Source organism: Cypionkella psychrotolerans (genome assembly GCF_001294535.1).
GTDB lineage: Bacteria > Pseudomonadota > Alphaproteobacteria > Rhodobacterales > Rhodobacteraceae > Cypionkella > Cypionkella psychrotolerans.
Genome location: NZ_LGIC01000065.1, coordinates 268,919 through 285,757, shown reverse-complemented (window position 1 = coordinate 285,757; position 16,839 = coordinate 268,919). Strand labels below are relative to the sequence as shown.

Annotated in this window: 13 protein-coding genes; 10 read left to right on the top strand and 3 right to left on the bottom strand. The window is 61.2% G+C overall.

Features of this window, described 5'->3' with window-relative positions; translation table 11 throughout:
• The first annotated feature begins 117 nt into the window (after positions 1 to 117).
• From chvE to AKV04_RS14530, 7 genes are all read left to right on the top strand, one after another.
• Entirely contained in the window at positions 118 to 1,194 is a 1,077-nt protein-coding gene (chvE, locus tag AKV04_RS14560) for a multiple monosaccharide ABC transporter substrate-binding protein (protein ID WP_054007124.1), read from the top strand.
• 52 nt (positions 1,195 to 1,246) lie between these two features.
• Positions 1,247 to 2,776, top strand: a complete 1,530-nt coding sequence (gene mmsA / locus AKV04_RS14555; RefSeq protein ID WP_054007123.1) for a multiple monosaccharide ABC transporter ATP-binding protein — start codon at positions 1,247 to 1,249, stop codon at positions 2,774 to 2,776.
• Positions 2,776 to 3,951 carry a multiple monosaccharide ABC transporter permease gene (gene mmsB, locus AKV04_RS14550; RefSeq protein ID WP_054007122.1) on the top strand — a complete coding sequence of 392 codons (1,176 nt, stop codon included), beginning with the start codon at positions 2,776 to 2,778 and terminating at the stop codon, positions 3,949 to 3,951. Before mmsA ends, mmsB begins: the two co-directional genes overlap by 1 nt.
• 12 nt (positions 3,952 to 3,963) lie before the next feature.
• Complete coding sequence (gene araD1 / locus AKV04_RS14545) at positions 3,964 to 4,956, top strand: AraD1 family protein (protein WP_054007121.1); 993 nt, start codon at positions 3,964 to 3,966, stop codon at positions 4,954 to 4,956.
• A 7-nt stretch (positions 4,957 to 4,963) separates the two neighbouring features.
• Positions 4,964 to 6,706 carry an L-arabinonate dehydratase gene (araD, locus tag AKV04_RS14540; RefSeq protein WP_054007120.1) on the top strand — a complete coding sequence of 581 codons (1,743 nt, stop codon included), beginning with the start codon at positions 4,964 to 4,966 and terminating at the stop codon, positions 6,704 to 6,706.
• Between the two features lie 11 nt (positions 6,707 to 6,717).
• Complete coding sequence (locus AKV04_RS14535; RefSeq protein ID WP_054007195.1) at positions 6,718 to 7,629, top strand: Gfo/Idh/MocA family protein; 912 nt, start codon at positions 6,718 to 6,720, stop codon at positions 7,627 to 7,629.
• A 73-nt stretch (positions 7,630 to 7,702) separates the two neighbouring features.
• A complete protein-coding gene (locus AKV04_RS14530; protein WP_054007119.1) occupies positions 7,703 to 9,208 on the top strand; it encodes an aldehyde dehydrogenase (NADP(+)) in 1,506 nt (501 codons plus the stop codon).
• A 44-nt stretch (positions 9,209 to 9,252) separates the two neighbouring features.
• Here AKV04_RS14530 and AKV04_RS14525 read toward each other — a convergent pair whose 3' ends face one another.
• Both AKV04_RS14525 and AKV04_RS14520 read right to left on the bottom strand, forming a co-directional pair.
• Positions 9,253 to 10,404 (bottom strand): fumarylacetoacetate hydrolase family protein, encoded by a 1,152-nt coding sequence (locus tag AKV04_RS14525; protein ID WP_054007118.1) that lies wholly within the window; start codon positions 10,402 to 10,404, stop codon positions 9,253 to 9,255.
• Between the two features lie 72 nt (positions 10,405 to 10,476).
• Positions 10,477 to 11,838 (bottom strand): four-carbon acid sugar kinase family protein, encoded by a 1,362-nt coding sequence (locus AKV04_RS14520; RefSeq protein ID WP_054007117.1) that lies wholly within the window; start codon positions 11,836 to 11,838, stop codon positions 10,477 to 10,479.
• Between the two features lie 73 nt (positions 11,839 to 11,911).
• On the opposite strand from AKV04_RS14520, the gene AKV04_RS14515 reads away from it, so the two are divergent.
• Positions 11,912 to 12,739 (top strand): phosphogluconate dehydrogenase C-terminal domain-containing protein, encoded by an 828-nt coding sequence (locus AKV04_RS14515; RefSeq protein ID WP_054007194.1) that lies wholly within the window; start codon positions 11,912 to 11,914, stop codon positions 12,737 to 12,739.
• A gap of 49 nt (positions 12,740 to 12,788) precedes the next feature.
• On the opposite strand, the gene oiaX is transcribed toward AKV04_RS14515, so the two are convergent.
• Entirely contained in the window at positions 12,789 to 14,036 is a 1,248-nt protein-coding gene (oiaX, locus tag AKV04_RS14510; RefSeq protein WP_156317551.1) for a 3-oxo-isoapionate-4-phosphate decarboxylase OiaX, read from the bottom strand.
• A 100-nt stretch (positions 14,037 to 14,136) separates the two neighbouring features.
• Here oiaX and AKV04_RS14505 point away from each other — a divergent pair, with 100 nt between their 5' ends.
• Together AKV04_RS14505 and AKV04_RS14500 are read left to right on the top strand one after the other, a co-directional pair.
• Complete coding sequence (locus AKV04_RS14505; RefSeq protein ID WP_235815646.1) at positions 14,137 to 15,156, top strand: Gfo/Idh/MocA family protein; 1,020 nt, start codon at positions 14,137 to 14,139, stop codon at positions 15,154 to 15,156.
• Positions 15,153 to 16,790, top strand: coding sequence for a hypothetical protein (locus AKV04_RS14500; protein WP_054007115.1), 1,638 nt, complete (start codon positions 15,153 to 15,155; stop codon positions 16,788 to 16,790). Before AKV04_RS14505 ends, AKV04_RS14500 begins: the two co-directional genes overlap by 4 nt.
• Positions 16,791 to 16,839: the final 49 nt, after the last annotated feature.

Below are 16,839 nucleotides of genomic sequence, written 5' to 3'. Positions count from 1 at the left end.
TTTCATCATTTGACCGATATATTTCGCTGTTGCAAGAGTGCCGCACGGTCTCGGGAGGGCCTACCTTTTCGATCCGTCGGGTTATCGCAGCCAAAGTGCTGCTTGGGAGGATATAGAATGCAAGTTTCAAGACGGGCGCTTTTGGCGCTGGGCGGCGCTGCTGCTGCAACTTCGGTGTTCGGTCTGCCGGCTTTCGCGCAAGACAAAGGCACCATCGGCATCGCCATGCCGACGCAATCGTCGGCGCGTTGGATCTCGGACGGCAAGTCGATGGTGGATCAGTTCACCGCAGCGGGCTACACCGCTGATCTGCAATATGCAGAAGACGACATTCCGAACCAGCTGAGCCAGATCGAAAACATGATCACCAATGGCGTCAAAGCGCTGGTGATTGCGGCGATTGACGGCACCACTTTGTCGAACGCTTTGGATGCGGCCAACAAGGCTGGCATCAAGATCATCGCTTATGACCGCCTGATCCGCGATTCTGGCTCGGTCGATTACTATGCGACGTTTGATAACTTCAAGGTTGGCGTGCAGCAGGCGACCAGCCTGGTTGAAGGCTTGAAAGAGCGTTTTGCCGACACTAAGCCTTGGAATGTTGAGCTGTTCGGCGGCTCGCCGGATGATAACAACGCGTTCTTCTTCTATGATGGCGCGATGTCGGTGTTGCAACCGCTGATTGATGCGGGCGATATTGCCATTCCGTCGGGCCAGTCCGGCATGAAGGTCGTTGGCACCCTGCGTTGGGATGCGGCTGTGGCTCAGGCCCGGATGGACAACCTGTTGTCGTCGAACTACGGCGATAAGGTTCTGCACGGCGCGCTGTCGCCCTATGATGGGCTGTCGATCGGGATTCTGTCGTCGGTCAAGGGCGTTGGCTATGGGTCGGGCGATCTGAAAATGCCGATCGTCACCGGCCAAGATTGCGAAATCCCGTCGGTGAAGTCGATGATCGCGGGCGAGCAGTATTCCTCGATCTTCAAGGACACCCGCGAGCTGGCGAAAGTCACCGTCAAGATGGTGGACGCGGTGCTGTCGGGCGCTGAGCCTGAGATCAACGACACCAAAACCTATGACAATGGCGTCAAAGTTGTGCCGTCGTATCTGCTGGAAAGCCAGCCGGTCAACGCCACCAACTACGAAGCTGTGCTGGTGACTTCGGGCTATTACACCGCTGATCAGCTGAAGTAAGCTAACTCCGTGCCCGTCTCTCTGAGGCGGGCACGGGATTTAGGGGGGAACCATGACAGCATTGTTGGAAATGCGGGGGATCAGTAAGGTCTTTCCGGGTGTTCGGGCGTTGGATAACGTGTCGTTGAGCGTGCAGCCGGGAGAGATCCATGCGATCTGCGGCGAGAATGGCGCGGGCAAATCCACCCTGATGAAGGTGCTGTCGGGGGTCTATCCGTTTGGCTCTTACGAGGGCGATATCATTTATGACGGCGAGACTTTGGCTTGCCGCAACATCCGCGACAGCGAAGCGCGCGGGATTATCATTATTCACCAAGAGCTTGCTCTGGTGCCGCTGTTGTCGATTGCCGAGAACCTGTTTCTGGGCAACGAGGTGGCGAAGAACGGGGTGATCAACTGGGGCGAGGCCTATCAGCGCACTGAGGGGCTGTTGAAGAAGGTCGGGTTGAACGAACTGCCGACCACCAAAGTCGAAAAGCTGGGCGTCGGCAAGCAGCAGTTGATCGAGATTGCCAAGGCTTTGGCCAAGGATGTGCGGTTGTTGATCCTGGACGAGCCGACCGCGGCGTTGCAGGAGAATGACAGCCAGAAGCTGCTGGACCTGATGCTGGAATTGAAGGCGCAGGGGGTGACGCAGATCATCATCAGCCACAAGCTGAACGAGATTTCTCGGGTGGCGGACCGGATCACCGTGATCCGCGATGGCGCGTCGGTCTCGACGATGGACAAGCACGAAATCACCGAAGACCGCATCATCCGCGATATGGTCGGGCGCGATATGGCGCATCGCTATCCCGAACGCACGCCCAATCCGGGGCCGGTGCTGATGGAGGTTGCGGGCTGGAATGTCTGGCACACCGAACAGGCCGAGCGGCAGATCATCAAAGATGTGTCCTTCAACGTGAAGAAGGGCGAGATTGTCGGCATCGCCGGGCTGATGGGCACCGGGCGCACCGAACTTGCGATGTCGATCTTTGGCAAATCTTATGGGCAGGGCCATAAAGGCTCGATCAAGATGCATGGGGTTGAGGTGGATGTGTCCACCGTGCCGAAGGCTGTGAAAGCCGGGATTGCTTATGTGACTGAGGACCGCAAAGGGCTGGGGCTGATCCTTGAGGAACCGATTGTAAAGAATATCACCCTCGCCAATCTGGCCGGGGTGGCGATGCGCGGTGTACTGGACAAGCGGCGCGAAACCCGTGTGGCGGAGGGCTATCGCAAGCAGCTCGCGATCCGCACGCCGGGGGTGCAGCAGAAGGTGGTCAACCTCTCGGGCGGCAACCAGCAAAAGGTGGTGCTGTCGAAATGGCTCTTCACCGAGCCCGAGGTTCTGATCCTCGACGAGCCAACCCGTGGCATCGACGTGGGTGCCAAGTTTGAGATTTACACCATCATGAAGGAACTCGCCGAACAGGGTCGGTCCATCGTGATGATCAGCTCGGAAATGCCCGAGTTGCTGGGGATGTGTGACCGGATTTATGTGATGAATGAGGGGCGCATCGTGGGGGAATTGGATCGGGCCGAGGCCAGCCAAGAGAAGATCATGGCGTTGATCCTGAAGGGCGAAGGGAAGGCTGCATAATGGCACAAGAGAAAAAATCTAGCTCGGCTTTGGGCGACCGCTTGCGCGAAAACGGCATGTTGTTGGCGCTGGTCGCCATTGTAGCGCTGTTTTCGGTGCTGCTCGCCTATCAGGGCAAAACGTTTTTGCAGCCGCAAAACATCACCAACATCTTCTTGCAAAATGGCCATGTGATCATCCTTGCCTTGGGGATGCTGCTGGTGATCGTGTCGGGGCATATTGACCTTTCGGTCGGCTCGGTTGCGGCGTTCACTGGGGCGGTTGCAGCTTATCTGACGGTTAATCTGGGCCTGCCGTTCTATGTGGTAATTCCCCTCACGCTGATTGTCGGCGGTTGCATTGGTGCTGTGCAAGGCTATTGGGTGGCGTTCTGGCGCATCCCTTCGTTTATCGTGACGTTGGCGGGGATGATGGTGTTTCGCGGCGCTACGATGTGGATGCTCGGCGGGCAGAACATCGGGCCGTTTCCGAAAGAATTCCAAGCGATTTCAAGCGGTTTCCTGCCGGATTTGACCGGGATTGGCCAGCCGCATGGGTTGACGGTGATCTTGGTGGTGCTGGCGATTGGCGCGCAATTCTGGCTGGGATTCCGGGCACGGGCGCGGGATGCTGAGTTCGGGATTGAGCCGGAGCCAATGGCTTTGTTCATGGGCCGCACTGTGCTGATCGCCGCCGCAACCGCCTTTGTTGGCTATCAGTTGGCTTACCTGAAAGGCTTGCCGAACGTGCTGGTGGTGCTGATCGTGCTGACCGTGCTCTATGCGTTTTTCACCGAAAACACCACGATGGGACGGCGGATTTACGCGGTAGGTGGCAATGAAAAGGCGGCGAAACTGTCGGGCATCAATTCGGATCGACTGGTGTTCGCCTGTTTTGTGAACATGGGCGTATTGGCCGCTTTGGCGGGCATGATGGTGACGGCGCGGTTGAACTCGGCGACACCGAAAGCCGGCACCGGGTTTGAGTTGGACGCGATTGCCTCGGTGTTCATCGGTGGGGCGTCGATGACCGGCGGGTCGGGCAAGATCGTCGGCGTGGTGATCGGTGCGCTGATCATGGGTGTGATGAACATGGGCATGTCGATCATGGGCATCGGCATTGACTATCAGCAGATGATCAAGGGTCTGGTGCTGTTGGCTGCCGTGATCTTCGACGTATACAATAAAGCGAAATAAGGCAGAAATATCATGCTGTTGTCTCAGATACTTAATGCGGATGGCTCGATCAGCGTGGTGGCGCGGGAAGGCTCCGAGGCGGCGGTTGTGCGCGGCGCTGTCAGCACCTATGCACTGGCGTCGGAGGCTTTGGCGCAGGGTCGCGGATTGGCCGAAGTGATCGCGGCGCGGGGCTTGGGCGAGGCGGTGGATCTGGTGGCCTTGGCTGCCGCTGGGCGGTTGGCTTTGCCGATCACCCACCCGGATTTGACGCATATGCATCTGACTGGGACTGGCCTTACGCATTTGGGCTCGGCTGCCACGCGGGATGCGATGCATGCGAAACTGGACGGGGCCGAAACGCTGACCGACAGCATGAAGATGTTCCAAATGGGGCTGGCGGATGGCCGGCCCGCGCCGGGTCAGGTGGGCGTGCAACCGGAGTGGTTTTACAAGGGCAACGGTTATACGGCGGTGGCCCCCGGAAGTGCTTTGACCTCGCCGGGTTTTGCGCTGGATGGCGGTGAGGAGCCGGAACTCGCGGGCATTTACCTGATTGATGCGGATGGCACCCCGGCGCGGGTCGGCTGGGCCTTGGCGAATGAGTTTTCCGACCATGTGACCGAGCGGATCAACTACCTGTTCCTCGCCCATTCCAAGCTGCGCGAGGCGTCGTTCGGGCCGGAGTTGCTGGTGGGCGATCTGCCGAACGATGTGCGCGGTTCAAGCCGGATTTGGCGTGATGGGAAGGCGATCTTTGACAAGCCGTTTCTGTCCGGTGAAGCGAACATGTCGCATACGTTTGCGAACCTGGAGCATCACCATTTCAAATATGATCTGTTCCGTCATCCCGGCGATCTGCATGTCCATATGTTTGGCACCGCGACGTTGAGTTTTGCCGAGGGGCTGAACGTGCTGCCCGGCGATGTGTTTGAGATTCAGGTGGACGCGTTTGGTCTGCCGCTGCGCAATACATTGGCCGTTGCCCCTGCCCTGTCGGGCGCGGTGACTGTCAAGCAACTCTGAGGATAACATGACCTTCAAACCCGCCGCATGGCCCCGCAAACTGCGCTCGCAAACTTGGTTTGGCGGCACGTCGAAGGACAATATCTATCACCGTGGCTGGATGAAGAACCAAGGCTTCCCGCCGGATTTGTTCGATGGCCGCCCGGTGATCGGGATTCTGAACACTTGGTCGGAACTGACCCCCTGCAACGCGCATCTGCGCGATCTGGCAGAGCGTGTGAAGCATGGCATCTATGAAGCGGGCGGCTTTCCTGTGGAAGTTCCTGTGTTCTCGGCCTCGGAAAGCGCCTTCCGCCCCACCGCGATGATGTTCCGCAATCTGGCCGCAATGGCGGTGGAAGAAGCCATGCGCGGGCAGCCGATGGATGGCTGCGTGCTGATGGTGGGCTGCGACAAGACCACGCCTTCGCTTTTGATGGCGGCGGCGAGCACGGATATTCCGTCGATCGTGGTGACCGGCGGGCCGATGCTGAACGGCTACTACAAGAATGAGCGGGTTGGGTCGGGCACGCATCTGTGGAAATTTTCCGAGGCCGTGAAGGCCGGAACGATGACGCGGGAGGAGTTTGTCGAGGCTGAGGCGTCGATGAGCCGCTCTCCAGGGTCGTGCAACACCATGGGCACCGCTTCGACGATGGCCTCGATGGCGGAAGCCTTGGGTATGGCGCTGTCGGGCAATGCGGCAATTCCGGCGGTGGATAGCCGTCGCCGGGTGATGGCGCAGCTTACGGGGCGGCGGATTGTGCAGATGGTCAAGGATGATCTGAAGCCGTCCGATATCCTGAAGAAAGAGGCGTTTGAGAATGCCATTCGCACCAATGCCGCGATTGGGGGGTCTACCAACGCGGTTATCCACCTGCTCGCCATCGCGGGCCGGGTTGGCATTGATCTGACGCTGGAAGACTGGGACCGTTGTGGCCGCGATGTGCCGACGATTGTGAACCTGATGCCATCGGGCAAGTACCTGATGGAGGAATTTTTCTACGCAGGCGGTCTGCCGGTGGTGATCAAACGGCTGGGCGAGGCAGGCCTTTTGCACAAGGATGCGCTGACGGTGTCGGGCGAGACGGCTTGGGAGCAGGTCAAGGATGTGGTCAACAACAATGACGACGTGATCTTGCCTGCCGATAAGGCTTTGGCCCAATCGGGTGGCGTGGTGGTGGTGAAGGGCAATCTGGCACCGAAGGGGGCTGTGTTGAAACCCTCTGCGGCGACGGCGGCTTTGCTGACCCACCGGGGCCGTGCCGTGGTGTTTGAAGATATTGACGACTACAAAGCCAAGATCAATGACGAGGCTTTGGACATCGACGAGACTTGCATCATGGTGTTGAAAAACTGCGGCCCGAAAGGTTATCCGGGCATGGCAGAGGTCGGCAATATGGGCCTGCCGCCGAAGATCCTGCGCCGTGGCATCACCGATATGGTGCGGATTTCCGATGCGCGGATGTCGGGCACGGCCTATGGCACGGTGGTGCTGCACACCTCGCCCGAAGCCGCCGCTGGTGGCCCCTTGGCGGTGGTGCAGAACGGCGATTTCATTGAACTCGACGTGCCGAACCGTCGGTTGCATCTGGACATTTCCGATGAAGAACTGGCGGCGCGGTTGGCGAAATGGGTGCCGATCCATCCCTTGTATGAAAGCGGCTACGGCTGGCTGCATCAGCGCCATGTTGAAGGTGCCGATACCGGGGCGGACCTCGACTTCCTGAAGGGCGCGCGCGGCAATGCGGTGGGTAAGGATTCGCACTGATGCCCAAACCTATGAAAGTCGCGCTGGTCGGCATCGGCAAGATTGCCGTTGATCAGCATGTTCCGGCGATCGCCAACTCGCCGGATTGGGAGTTGGCGGCGACGGTTTCGCGCAAGGGCTCGGTTGACGGCGTCGAAGCGTTTGACGATTTCGCGGCGTTTTTGGCGGCACGGCCCGATGTGACGGTTGTGTCGTTGTGCCTGCCTCCGGTGCCTCGGTTTGACTATGCCGAGGCGGCGCTGCTGGCGGGGCGGCACGTGATGCTGGAGAAGCCGCCGGGGGCAACCTTGGCAGAGGTTCATGCATTACAGGCGCTTGCGCGCGCAAAGGGCCTGACGCTGTATACCACTTGGCACAGCCGGATGGCGCATGCGGTGGCTCCGGCGAAGGCTTGGCTGGCGGATAAGGCCATTCTGCGCGCCCATATCACTTGGCGTGAAGATGTGCGCAAATGGCATCCGGGGCAGGATTGGGTGTTTGAGCCGGGCGGCATGGGGGTGTTCGATCCCGGCATCAATGCGCTCTCGATCCTGACCGAAATCCTGCCCGCCCCGGTGCATCTGACCGCCGCCAGTTTGGAGTTCCCGGCCAACCGCCAGACCCCGATCGCAGCAAAACTGACCTTCTCGGGCCATGTCACCGCCGATTTCGACTGGCGGCAAACCGGGCCGCAGACTTGGGATATCGAGGTCGACACCGACCAAGGCGCGATGGCTTTGCGGATGGGCGGCAATGTGCTGGAGATCGGCGGCAAAGCGGCGGGCGGCGAGAATACCATCATGGGCGAATACCCGGCGCTGTATAAGCGGATGGCGGAATTGGTGGCGCAGGGGGCGTCTGAGGTTGATCTCGCCCCCATGGTCCACGTCGCCGACGCGCTGACTTTGGGCCGCCGTATTGAAACCGAGGCTTTTGATTTCTAATTTCACATTGGCTTAAATATCCCACGGGGGTCTGGGGGTGTGAAACCCCCAGCCGTCGATCAAGGAGACCATCATGCTCATAGGCAAACACCTCATCGCAGGCAACTGGGTCGCAGGCGACACGCCCTTTATGTCCTCTCCCGCCACGGGTGAAGCCCTCGCTTTTGCGGTCGGCACGCCGGCGCATGTCGATGCGGCGGTGCAGGGGGCTGAGGCGGCATATCCCAGTTATTCAGCGCTCAGCCGTGAGGCGCGGGCGGCTTTCTTGGACAAGATCGCCGAGGAAATTGACGCGCGGGGGCCGGAAATCACCGCGATTGGCACTTCGGAAACCGGGCTGCCCGCAGCGCGGCTGGAGGGGGAGCGAGGGCGCACAACCGGGCAGTTGCGGCTGTTTGCCAACCATATCCGCAAGGGCGAATATCTGGATCGTCGCTTTGACGCGGCACAGCCGGATCGTGCGCCTGCTCCGCGCCCGGAAATCCGCATGATGCAGGTGCCAGTGGGGCCGGTTGCAGTGTTTGGGGCCTCGAACTTTCCGCTCGCGTTCTCAACAGCGGGCGGCGATACCGCCAGCGCCTTGGCGGCGGGCTGCCCTGTGGTGGTCAAGGGCCATTCCGCGCATCCGGGCACCGGTGAGATTGTGGCCCAAGCCATTGATGCGGCTGTGAAAGCCTGTGGAATTCATCCCGGCGTATTTTCGTTGGTGCAAGGCGGCAACCGCGATGTCGGTGAGGCTTTGGTGCAGCATCCGCTGATCAAGGCGGTGGGGTTCACCGGGTCTTTGGGCGGCGGTCGGGCTTTGTTTGATCTCTGCGCGCGCAGGCCCGAGCCGATCCCGTTCTTTGGGGAACTCGGTTCGGTCAACCCGATGTTCCTGCTGCCTGCTGCGGTGGCAGCGCGCGGCGCGGCACTGGCTGCGGGTTGGGCCGGCTCTTTGACGATGGGGGCTGGCCAGTTCTGCACCAATCCCGGCATTGCGGTGGTGATCGACGGAGCCGAGACGCAAGCGTTTATCGACGCCGCCAAGGCTGGGCTGGCTAAAGTTGGTGCGCAGACCATGCTGACGGACGGTATCGCGCAAGCCTATCGCGCCGGGCGTGACCGTGTCGCAGCATCGGCAGGCGTGCAGGAAGTGCTGACCTCGGTCTGCGATATGCGGCAGGCGACGCCTTATCTGTTTGAGGTTTCGGGGGCGGATTGGCTGGCCAACCATGCTTTGGGCGAGGAAGTGTTCGGGCCTTTGGGGCTGGTGGTGCGGGTTGCCGATTTCGCGGAAATGCAGGCGGTGGCGGGCGCGTTGCAGGGGCAGTTGACCTGCACATTGCAGATTGATCCGGCGGATTATCCGCAGGCGCGGCTGCTGTTGCCGGTGTTGGAGCGCAAGGCAGGGCGGGTTCTCGCCAACGGCTTCCCGACGGGCGTTGAGGTGGTCGATGCGCAGGTGCATGGCGGGCCTTATCCGGCCTCGACCAATTTTGGCGCGACTTCTGTGGGGACGTTGTCGATCCGGCGCTGGTTGCGTCCGGTTGCGTTCCAGAACCTGCCAGCCGAGTTGTTTCCGGCGGATTTGGTTTAAGAAAGGCCGGGGGGACTCGTCCCCCCAGCCCCCCCCGTGTCTGGTTAGAGCAGGCCTCTTCCTGCCAGATTGCGCATCAGGGCGCTGGTGCCAAAGCTCCATTCCGGGGCCTCGGTAGACAGCCGCACGGTGTTGCGCAGGGTTCCGAGTTCTGGCGTGGCGATGGTCACCACGTCGCCGATATGGTGGGTGAAGCCCTGCCCCGGCCCGTCGCGGTCTTGCACCGGTGAGAACATCGTGCCGCAGTAGAGCATGAAGCCATCGGGGTATTGGTGATGGCGACCCCGGGTTTGCGCGACCAGATCGGCGGGATCGCGGCTGATTTGGCGCATCGAGGAGGCGCCTTGCAGGTGGAAGCCGTCTTCGCCGGTGACGGTCAGGGTGAGATCGAGATTGCGGACCATGTCTAGGGTGAAATCGCCGTCGAAGATGCGGATGAATGGGCCGATGCTGGCGGCGGCGTTGTTGTCTTTCGCCTTGCCCAGCAGCAGCGCCGAGCGGCCTTCGACATCGCGCAGGTTCACATCATTGCCAAGCGTCGCGCCGACGATTTGGCCCGTGGCATTGACCGCCAGTACCACCTCGGGCTCGGGGTTGTTCCATTTGCTGATCGGATGCAGACCGACCGATGCACCGTAGCCGACCGCAGACATCGGCTGGGCTTTGGTAAAGACCTCGGCATCGGGACCGATGCCGACTTCCAGATATTGGCTCCAGAGGTTTTCGGCTTGCAGCAGGGCTTTGACCTCGGCGGCTTTGGGCGAGCCGGGGATCAGATCGCGCAAGCTGTTGCCGATCACATCCGCCACGCGGGCACGGATTTCAGTGGCGCGGGCCGGGTTTCCGGCGGCGCGTTCCTCGATCACCCGTTCGACCATAGAGCGCGCGAAGGTGACGCCGCAGGCTTTGACCGCTTGCAGGTCGTTTGGGGCGAGGAGGTGGGTTTGGTTTTGGTCGGGCTCGATGGAGGCTGCAGCGATTTCTGACAGAGGGCCTATGTCTTCGCCTTGGATACTGCTGATAAATCTTGCGATATCAGTCTGTTCCAGCGCATCGCGCATCGTCGGGGCGGCTTTGCTGGTGATGTCAATGACGCGATCCTCGCGCAGGGTTACAAGGCTGGGGCCGATGCCTGCACGCCAGATGCGGCCCAGCCAGAGGCCGTTTGGCAGGGTAAGATTTTCGGTTTGCGACATGGTTCGGCCTTGGTTGGGTTGTGGCGAGAGTGGGGGATTTTGGCGGTGGTGTCGATGGCTTAGCGCGGGGATTTAGCGCGGTCCGCCGCCCTGTCTGATCCAGCCGAAATAGTCGGCGCTGCCCATTTGGCCGCCTTTCAGAGCCAGTTGCAACCCGTCATGCACGCCGTCACCATGGGCGGTAAACAGCGCAGCACCGGGGATGGTGGGGGCGAGGGCACTGAGCGCGAACAGCCCCAACTGGCGCGCGCCGTGGCCGGAGGTGTCCCCGCCAGAAATCACGGCGCGGCGGATTTTGGAGGCTTTCAAGGTGGCGTCCAGCACCCGGCCAAGGCTTTCACCGATGCGTTGGTTGGCGGTTTCGGAGGGGATTTGGCTTTGCGACAGGGCTGTGCGGAAGGCGGCGACGGCGGGGTCGGCAGGGCCAGCGGCGGTGAGGATCAGCGGGCTTTGGCCTTGGTCGATCAGCTTTAGGGCGGCTTGGGTGGCTGCAGCTTCGGCGGCTTCAGGGGTAGTCAGCAGGGTTGCGGCGTTCAGGCGGACAAGGCCGAAGCCGTTTGCGGCGGACCATTCGATCTGGGCGGCGGTGGTGGGTGAGACCGAACCCGAGACGGCGACGATCTGCGCGAGCTCGCCAGCCGAGGGCGTAGGGGGAGCGGTGGGGATCAGGCCCTCGCGCTGCCAATGTTCGATAAGTACATATTCTGCGCCTTGAGAGCCAACCAGAAGCCGCAGATTATCGCGATTCTGCCAGATCAAGCGACCTGCGGCGGCATCTGTCTCGGCTGTCATCGTATCAAAGCTGAGCAGACGGGCGGTTTGCAGCGCGCTGTTCAGAGCGGTTTGGGCGGTTTGCGGATCGGCCAAAGCCTCGAGATCCAGCAGCGCCGATGGCAGATCCGTTTGCGTCGCCAAGTGGCGCAGCACGTCGGATTCCGCCATCGGCGTCACAGGGTGCTGCGCCATCACCGGGTGGCGATCGAGACGGAACACCCCCTGCGGGGTGCCTGCGAACAGATGGCCGAAGGCTTGGTAGCGGCGCATCCGGGGAGCGGCGGTCAGCACGGGGATGCCCTTTGACGGGCGGGCTTGCAGCGCAAGGTTAATGGCGATGCCGATGTTTCCGACATGGCGTGCGGAATCGAGGGTGGAGCAAATTTTATAATGCAGGAAGGGGGCATCCAGCGCGGCCAGAAACGCCAAAGGTGCGGGCATGTTCGCAGCCATCCATTCCGGGCTATGGCTGCGGGCGGTGGAGGCGATTCCCAAACCCCGCATTCCGGGAAAGCGGGCCAGTTGCGCAGGCGTCGGTGTGTCGAAGAACAGGATCGAGGGCAGGCCTGCGAAGGTTAATGCCTCCATCACCGCCGCTGATCCGGTGAAATCATCGCCATACCATGTCATCAGCAGGCCGTTCGGCAGGATTTCTCGCATTGTGGTTCCTTCGGCTTGACCTCGGCATATTACCTCATCATACCAGTTGGGCAAGAGGCGAATGGAGAAAGCTATGACGAAGATTGCGCTGTTTGGTGCGGGCGGGAAGATGGGCGTGCGGCTGTCGCGCAATCTGGCGAAAACCGATTATACGGTGGCGCATGTGGAGGTGTCCGAGGCGGGTCAGGCGCGTTTGCGCGACGCTATCGGTGCGGAGTGTGTGGCGCCTGCGGTCGCGGTTCTGGGCGCGGACGTGGTGGTACTGGCGGTGCCGGATACCGCGATTGGCAAGGTCGCTGGAATGGTGGTGCCGCTGGTGGCGCCGGGGACGGTTGTGATCTGTCTGGATGCGGCCGCACCCTTTGCCGGGCATTTGCCGCCGCGCGCGGACATCACTTATTTCGTCACCCACCCCTGCCATCCGCCGATTTTCAACGATGAAACCGACCCCAAGGCCAAGCGCGATTTCTTTGGCGGGGTGGCGGCAAAGCAGGGCGTTGTTAACGCGCTGATGCAGGGGCCAGAGGCGCATTATGCGGTGGGGGAGGCAGTGGCGCAGGCGATTTTCGCGCCGGTGGTCCGCTCGCATCGGGTGACGGTCGAGCAGATGGCGATGCTGGAGCCGGGGTTGTCGGAAACCGTTGTGGCCTCGCTTCTGGTGGTGATGCGTGAGGCGATGGACGAATGTGTGGCGCGCGGGGTGCCGCAAGCGGCGGCGCGGGATTTCCTGCTGGGGCATATGAACATCCTCGCGGCGGTGATCTTTGACGAACAGCCGGGGGTGTTCTCGGATGCCTGCAACAAGGCCATTGAGTTCGGCAAGCCGATGCTGATGCGGGATGACTGGAAGAAAGTGTTTGAGTGGGACGAGATTACTGCATCTATTCAACGAATTACCTGAGGTTCTTCAGGTGAATGAACGCCCCCTTCCGCAAGGTTGGGGGCGTTTTTTATTTCTGGCCGAATTTCTGAAGTGCCTGCGCCAACTCTTTGTGATCTTTGGCATAATCGGCCAAGGCCACGCCCTGCACCGCCGCCTCCCACGCCTGACGGATCGCGGCGACGCCGGAAGCCGCGCCGCCGGGATGGCCGTGAATACCGCCACCGCCGAGATACATCAGGTCGGTGGTCTGCCCGGTTCTGGCATAGGTTTCAATGGCTTGACCGCCCCATTGGCCGGAGCCCACCACCGGCAAGGGGCGGTCGGTAGGGCTGAAAATCGGGGTGCGGCAAGAGTGGAACGAACGTACGAAACTCTCGTCCGGCTCCCAATATTTTGCGGCTATGCCGTTGATTTGAAACTGATCTACTCCCAGCAGCCGCCAGATTTTGCCATAGGCGGTGAATTCCATCCCCAGACCTGGATGGCGGGTCAGGATATCCCAGCCGTTGCGATGGGCGTGCAGGCACAAGGCAGAGCGTTTGCGCAGGAAAGTCATGCCGCCGTAGCCGACCGAGTTGATGTTGATCACCGCCGCGTTGCCACCAGCTTTGACCACAAGATCATGATTTTCCAGCATTTGATCGGGATCAGCCGAGGAAATACCCCACGCATACATCACCCGTTTGCCCGTGCGCTGTTCGTGGGCATCAATCACCGGCATCACGGCGGCGATGCGGTCCGCCAAGGGCGAATAGCCGGGGCTCATCAGTTTTTCGTCGTCTTTGATGAAGTCAACGCCGGCCTCGCACAGCTCTTTCACCATCAGCGCGGTTTCAGAAGGCGTCAGGCCCAAGGCGGGTTTGATGATCGAGCCTATGATCGGACGGTTGTAGACATTGGTCAGTTTGCGTGAGCCGTCAATGCCGAATTGCGGGCCGGGGTGGCGGGCAAAAGCAGCAGGCAGGTCGAAATCCATCACCCGCACCCCAGACAACCCGCGCATGGCATAGACGCCGCCGACGGTGATGGTCATCAAGGCAGCGATGTCGGTGCCGACAGCTTCCAAGGGGTAGCCGATCACCACATCGGCGCGGTGGAAAGTGCTGCCTTCGGTGGGGAAGGACGGGGTTTTGCTATCGGGCAAAGCGGTGATCGACAGCACACGGGCGGCGCAGCGGGCTTTCACCGCCGCCGTTTCCCCCGGCAGGTCGGTGAAAGTTCCGGTCGACTGATCCGATGCGATTTTTGCCGCCAGCGCAGCCGGATCGCCCGGTGTTTCCAGACGGTAGGTGACTTTGATCAGATCATCGGACATCGGCTGCCTCTCGAATACATGTAGCTTGCATACTCATCATACCTGTTGAATTCAAGCGCCCTGCGTGGCAAGTTGGATGCAGTTTGGAAGGAGCCTTGTTTTGCCACAACCCCTGATCGGTGCCGTGATCGGCTGCGGATTTTTCGCACAAAATCAGCTACATGCTTGGGCCGATCTGCCGGGCGCGCGGATTGTGGCTTTGTGCGACCGCGATGCGGTGCGGCTGGCGGAGACCGCCGCGCGGTTTGGCATTGCGCGGACCTATACCGATGCAGGCGAAATGTTTGCCGCCGAGCGGCTGGATTTCGTCGATATTGCGACCACGGTTGCTTCGCATCGGCCCTTGGTCGAGATGGCGGCGGGGGCCGGGGTGCATGTGATCTGCCAAAAGCCGTTTGCCGCGAACCTTGCGGATGCCCGGGCGATGGTGGCGTCGGTGGAGGCTGCAGGTAAGACTCTGATGGTGCATGAGAATTTCCGCTGGCAATCGGCGGTGCGGCGGGTGATTGAGATCGTGCGGTCGGGCGAACTGGGCGAGGTGTTCTTTGGCCGGGTCAGTTTCCGGTCTGGCTTTGATGTGTTCGCGGGCCAGCCCTATCTCGCCGAGGGCAAGCGGTTTATCATTGAGGATCTGGGCATCCACACCCTTGATATTGCGCGGGCTTTGTTTGGCGACGTGGTGCGGATGGCGGCGACGACCAAGCGGATAAACCCAGGCATCAAGGGCGAGGATGTGGCGACGATGCTGCTGACGCATGGCTCGGGCGCGACGAGCGTGGTCGATTGTTCCTATGCCACTCAGCGCCGCCCGGAGACTTTCCCGGAAAGTTTGATAGACATTGACGGCACCAAGGGCAGCTTGCGGCTGGAGGCGGGCTATCGGTTGGTGATGGCGGATCGGGTGGAGGATCTGTCACCACCCGTGTTGGCTTGGGCGAGCCGACCTTGGCACAATATTCAGGAAAGCGTGCTGATCATCCAGCGGCATTTTCTGGACTGTATCGCGGCGGGCACTCAGCCGGAAACCTCGGGTGCGGATAATTTGCAGACTTTGGCGCTGGTGGAGGCCGCCTATCTTTCTGCGGCAGAAGGCCGGATGGTGGAGTTGGCAGAGCTATGAAGATCACCCATGGCGCGCTGAGTTTCGACTACGAGGACGGCGCGCTGCGGCGGGTCTGCTTGGGCGGGGTCGAAGTGATCCGGGGCATCGCCTATCTGGTTAGGGACCGCGATTGGGGCACCTTGGTGCCGCAGATCAGCGAGGAAGTGATTGAACGGACACGGATTTGCTACCGCGCGCGGTTTGAAAGCCAAGGTGCCGCTCTGGTGGTGGCTGTGGTGATCGACTTTGCCGAGGGGCTGAATTTTACCGCCCATGCGCAAGCAGATGGCGATTTTGAGACCAATCGCGCGGGCTTTACCGTGCTGCATCCGATCACCGGGGTGGCGGGTGCGCCTGTGTTGGTGGAGCACTGCGATGGAACGCGCCGCCATGCGCAGTTTCCCTTGCTGATCGCACCGTGGCAGCCGTTTCAAGACCTGCGCGTGCTAACGCATTGGCTGGGCGGCTGGCAGATTGCGTGCCGGATGGAGGGCGATGCGTTTGAGATGGAGGACCAACGGCAATGGGGCGATGCCAGTTACAAGACCTATGTGCGACCCTTGGCGCGGCTCTGGCCGTATCAGATTGCGGATGAGGCCAGGTTTGATCAGGCGGTGCGGCTGCATTGGCAGGCGGCCACGGTGACGGAAACCGCCCTGCCCGATCCTCGGGCCAGCGGGATTTTTCCGCAAACGGCGCTTGTGATCACCGCCGAGGAGGCTGTGCTGGCGGCGCGGCGCCCTGCTGATTTGGCGGTCGTCAAGCCGCAGCGGCTGCTCTGCCATTTCGATGCAACCCGGCACGGCTTGGCAGAGTTGCAGGCTTTCGCCGCCTTGCAGTCGGTTTATGACGCGGCCTATGATCTGGAGTTGATCGCACGTTGCGACGGCGATCTGGATTTTGAATTTTCCAACCATGCCCATGACTTGGCCGTATCGGGGCTGCGCGTCGCCTCGATCATGGTCTGCCCTGCAGTGGACCGACAATCGACTCCGCCGGGATCAGAATGGCCGCCCTGCCCGCCCTTGGCGGAGGTCTACCTTGCCGCCCGCAAAGCCTTTCCCGCTGTAAGCTTGGGCGGTGGCATGGTCAGTTTCTTCCCCGAATTGAACCGCAAACGCCCCCCCGTCGCGATGCTGGATTTCGTCAGCCACGGCCTTTGCCCAATCGTGCATGATGCCAGCGACGCGGGCGTGATGCAGACGCTGGAGGCAGTGCCACATATCACCGCCTCGGCCCGCGCGATCATCGGGGGGAAGGCTTACCGCTTGGGGCCCAGCACGATTGCGATGCGGCAGAATCCTTACGGCGCACGGGTAATCCCCAATCCGAGGCTGGCGCTGGTGTGTATGACCGACGATGACCCCCGGCATCGCACGGAGTTTGGCGCGATTTATGCGATGGAATTGGCGGCGGCGCTGGTCGGATCCGGGGTAGAGGTGTGGACTCCGGCGGCGCTTTACGGGCCGCGCGGGGTGATGGATTGGAATGGGCGCAGCTACCCGCTCGCGCGTGTGCTGGCAGGTCTTGCGGCGCGGGCGGGGGAACCGGTGGAGGCCGAATTGCTGCCGAATGTCGCGACGCGGTTGCGGTTTGCGGGGGCCGAGATGACAACAAATCTGGCGAGATTTGTGCGGACGGAGCTTGCCTGACTGCAGGGTTTGCGCCTAAGCGGAACGGAGTGCGGTGGTAAGATTGGGG

Coding starts and splice junctions, on each gene's coding strand:
- chvE (WP_054007124.1), top strand. CDS start 118: ATGCAAGTTTCAAGACGGGCGCTTTTGGCGCTGGGCGGCGCTGCTGCT.
- mmsA (WP_054007123.1), top strand. CDS start 1,247: ATGACAGCATTGTTGGAAATGCGGGGGATCAGTAAGGTCTTTCCGGGT.
- mmsB (WP_054007122.1), top strand. CDS start 2,776: ATGGCACAAGAGAAAAAATCTAGCTCGGCTTTGGGCGACCGCTTGCGC.
- araD1 (WP_054007121.1), top strand. CDS start 3,964: ATGCTGTTGTCTCAGATACTTAATGCGGATGGCTCGATCAGCGTGGTG.
- araD (WP_054007120.1), top strand. CDS start 4,964: ATGACCTTCAAACCCGCCGCATGGCCCCGCAAACTGCGCTCGCAAACT.
- AKV04_RS14535 (WP_054007195.1), top strand. CDS start 6,718: ATGAAAGTCGCGCTGGTCGGCATCGGCAAGATTGCCGTTGATCAGCAT.
- AKV04_RS14530 (WP_054007119.1), top strand. CDS start 7,703: ATGCTCATAGGCAAACACCTCATCGCAGGCAACTGGGTCGCAGGCGAC.
- AKV04_RS14525 (WP_054007118.1), bottom strand. CDS start 10,404: ATGTCGCAAACCGAAAATCTTACCCTGCCAAACGGCCTCTGGCTGGGC.
- AKV04_RS14520 (WP_054007117.1), bottom strand. CDS start 11,838: ATGCGAGAAATCCTGCCGAACGGCCTGCTGATGACATGGTATGGCGAT.
- AKV04_RS14515 (WP_054007194.1), top strand. CDS start 11,912: ATGACGAAGATTGCGCTGTTTGGTGCGGGCGGGAAGATGGGCGTGCGG.
- oiaX (WP_156317551.1), bottom strand. CDS start 14,036: ATGTCCGATGATCTGATCAAAGTCACCTACCGTCTGGAAACACCGGGC.
- AKV04_RS14500 (WP_054007115.1), top strand. CDS start 15,153: ATGAAGATCACCCATGGCGCGCTGAGTTTCGACTACGAGGACGGCGCG.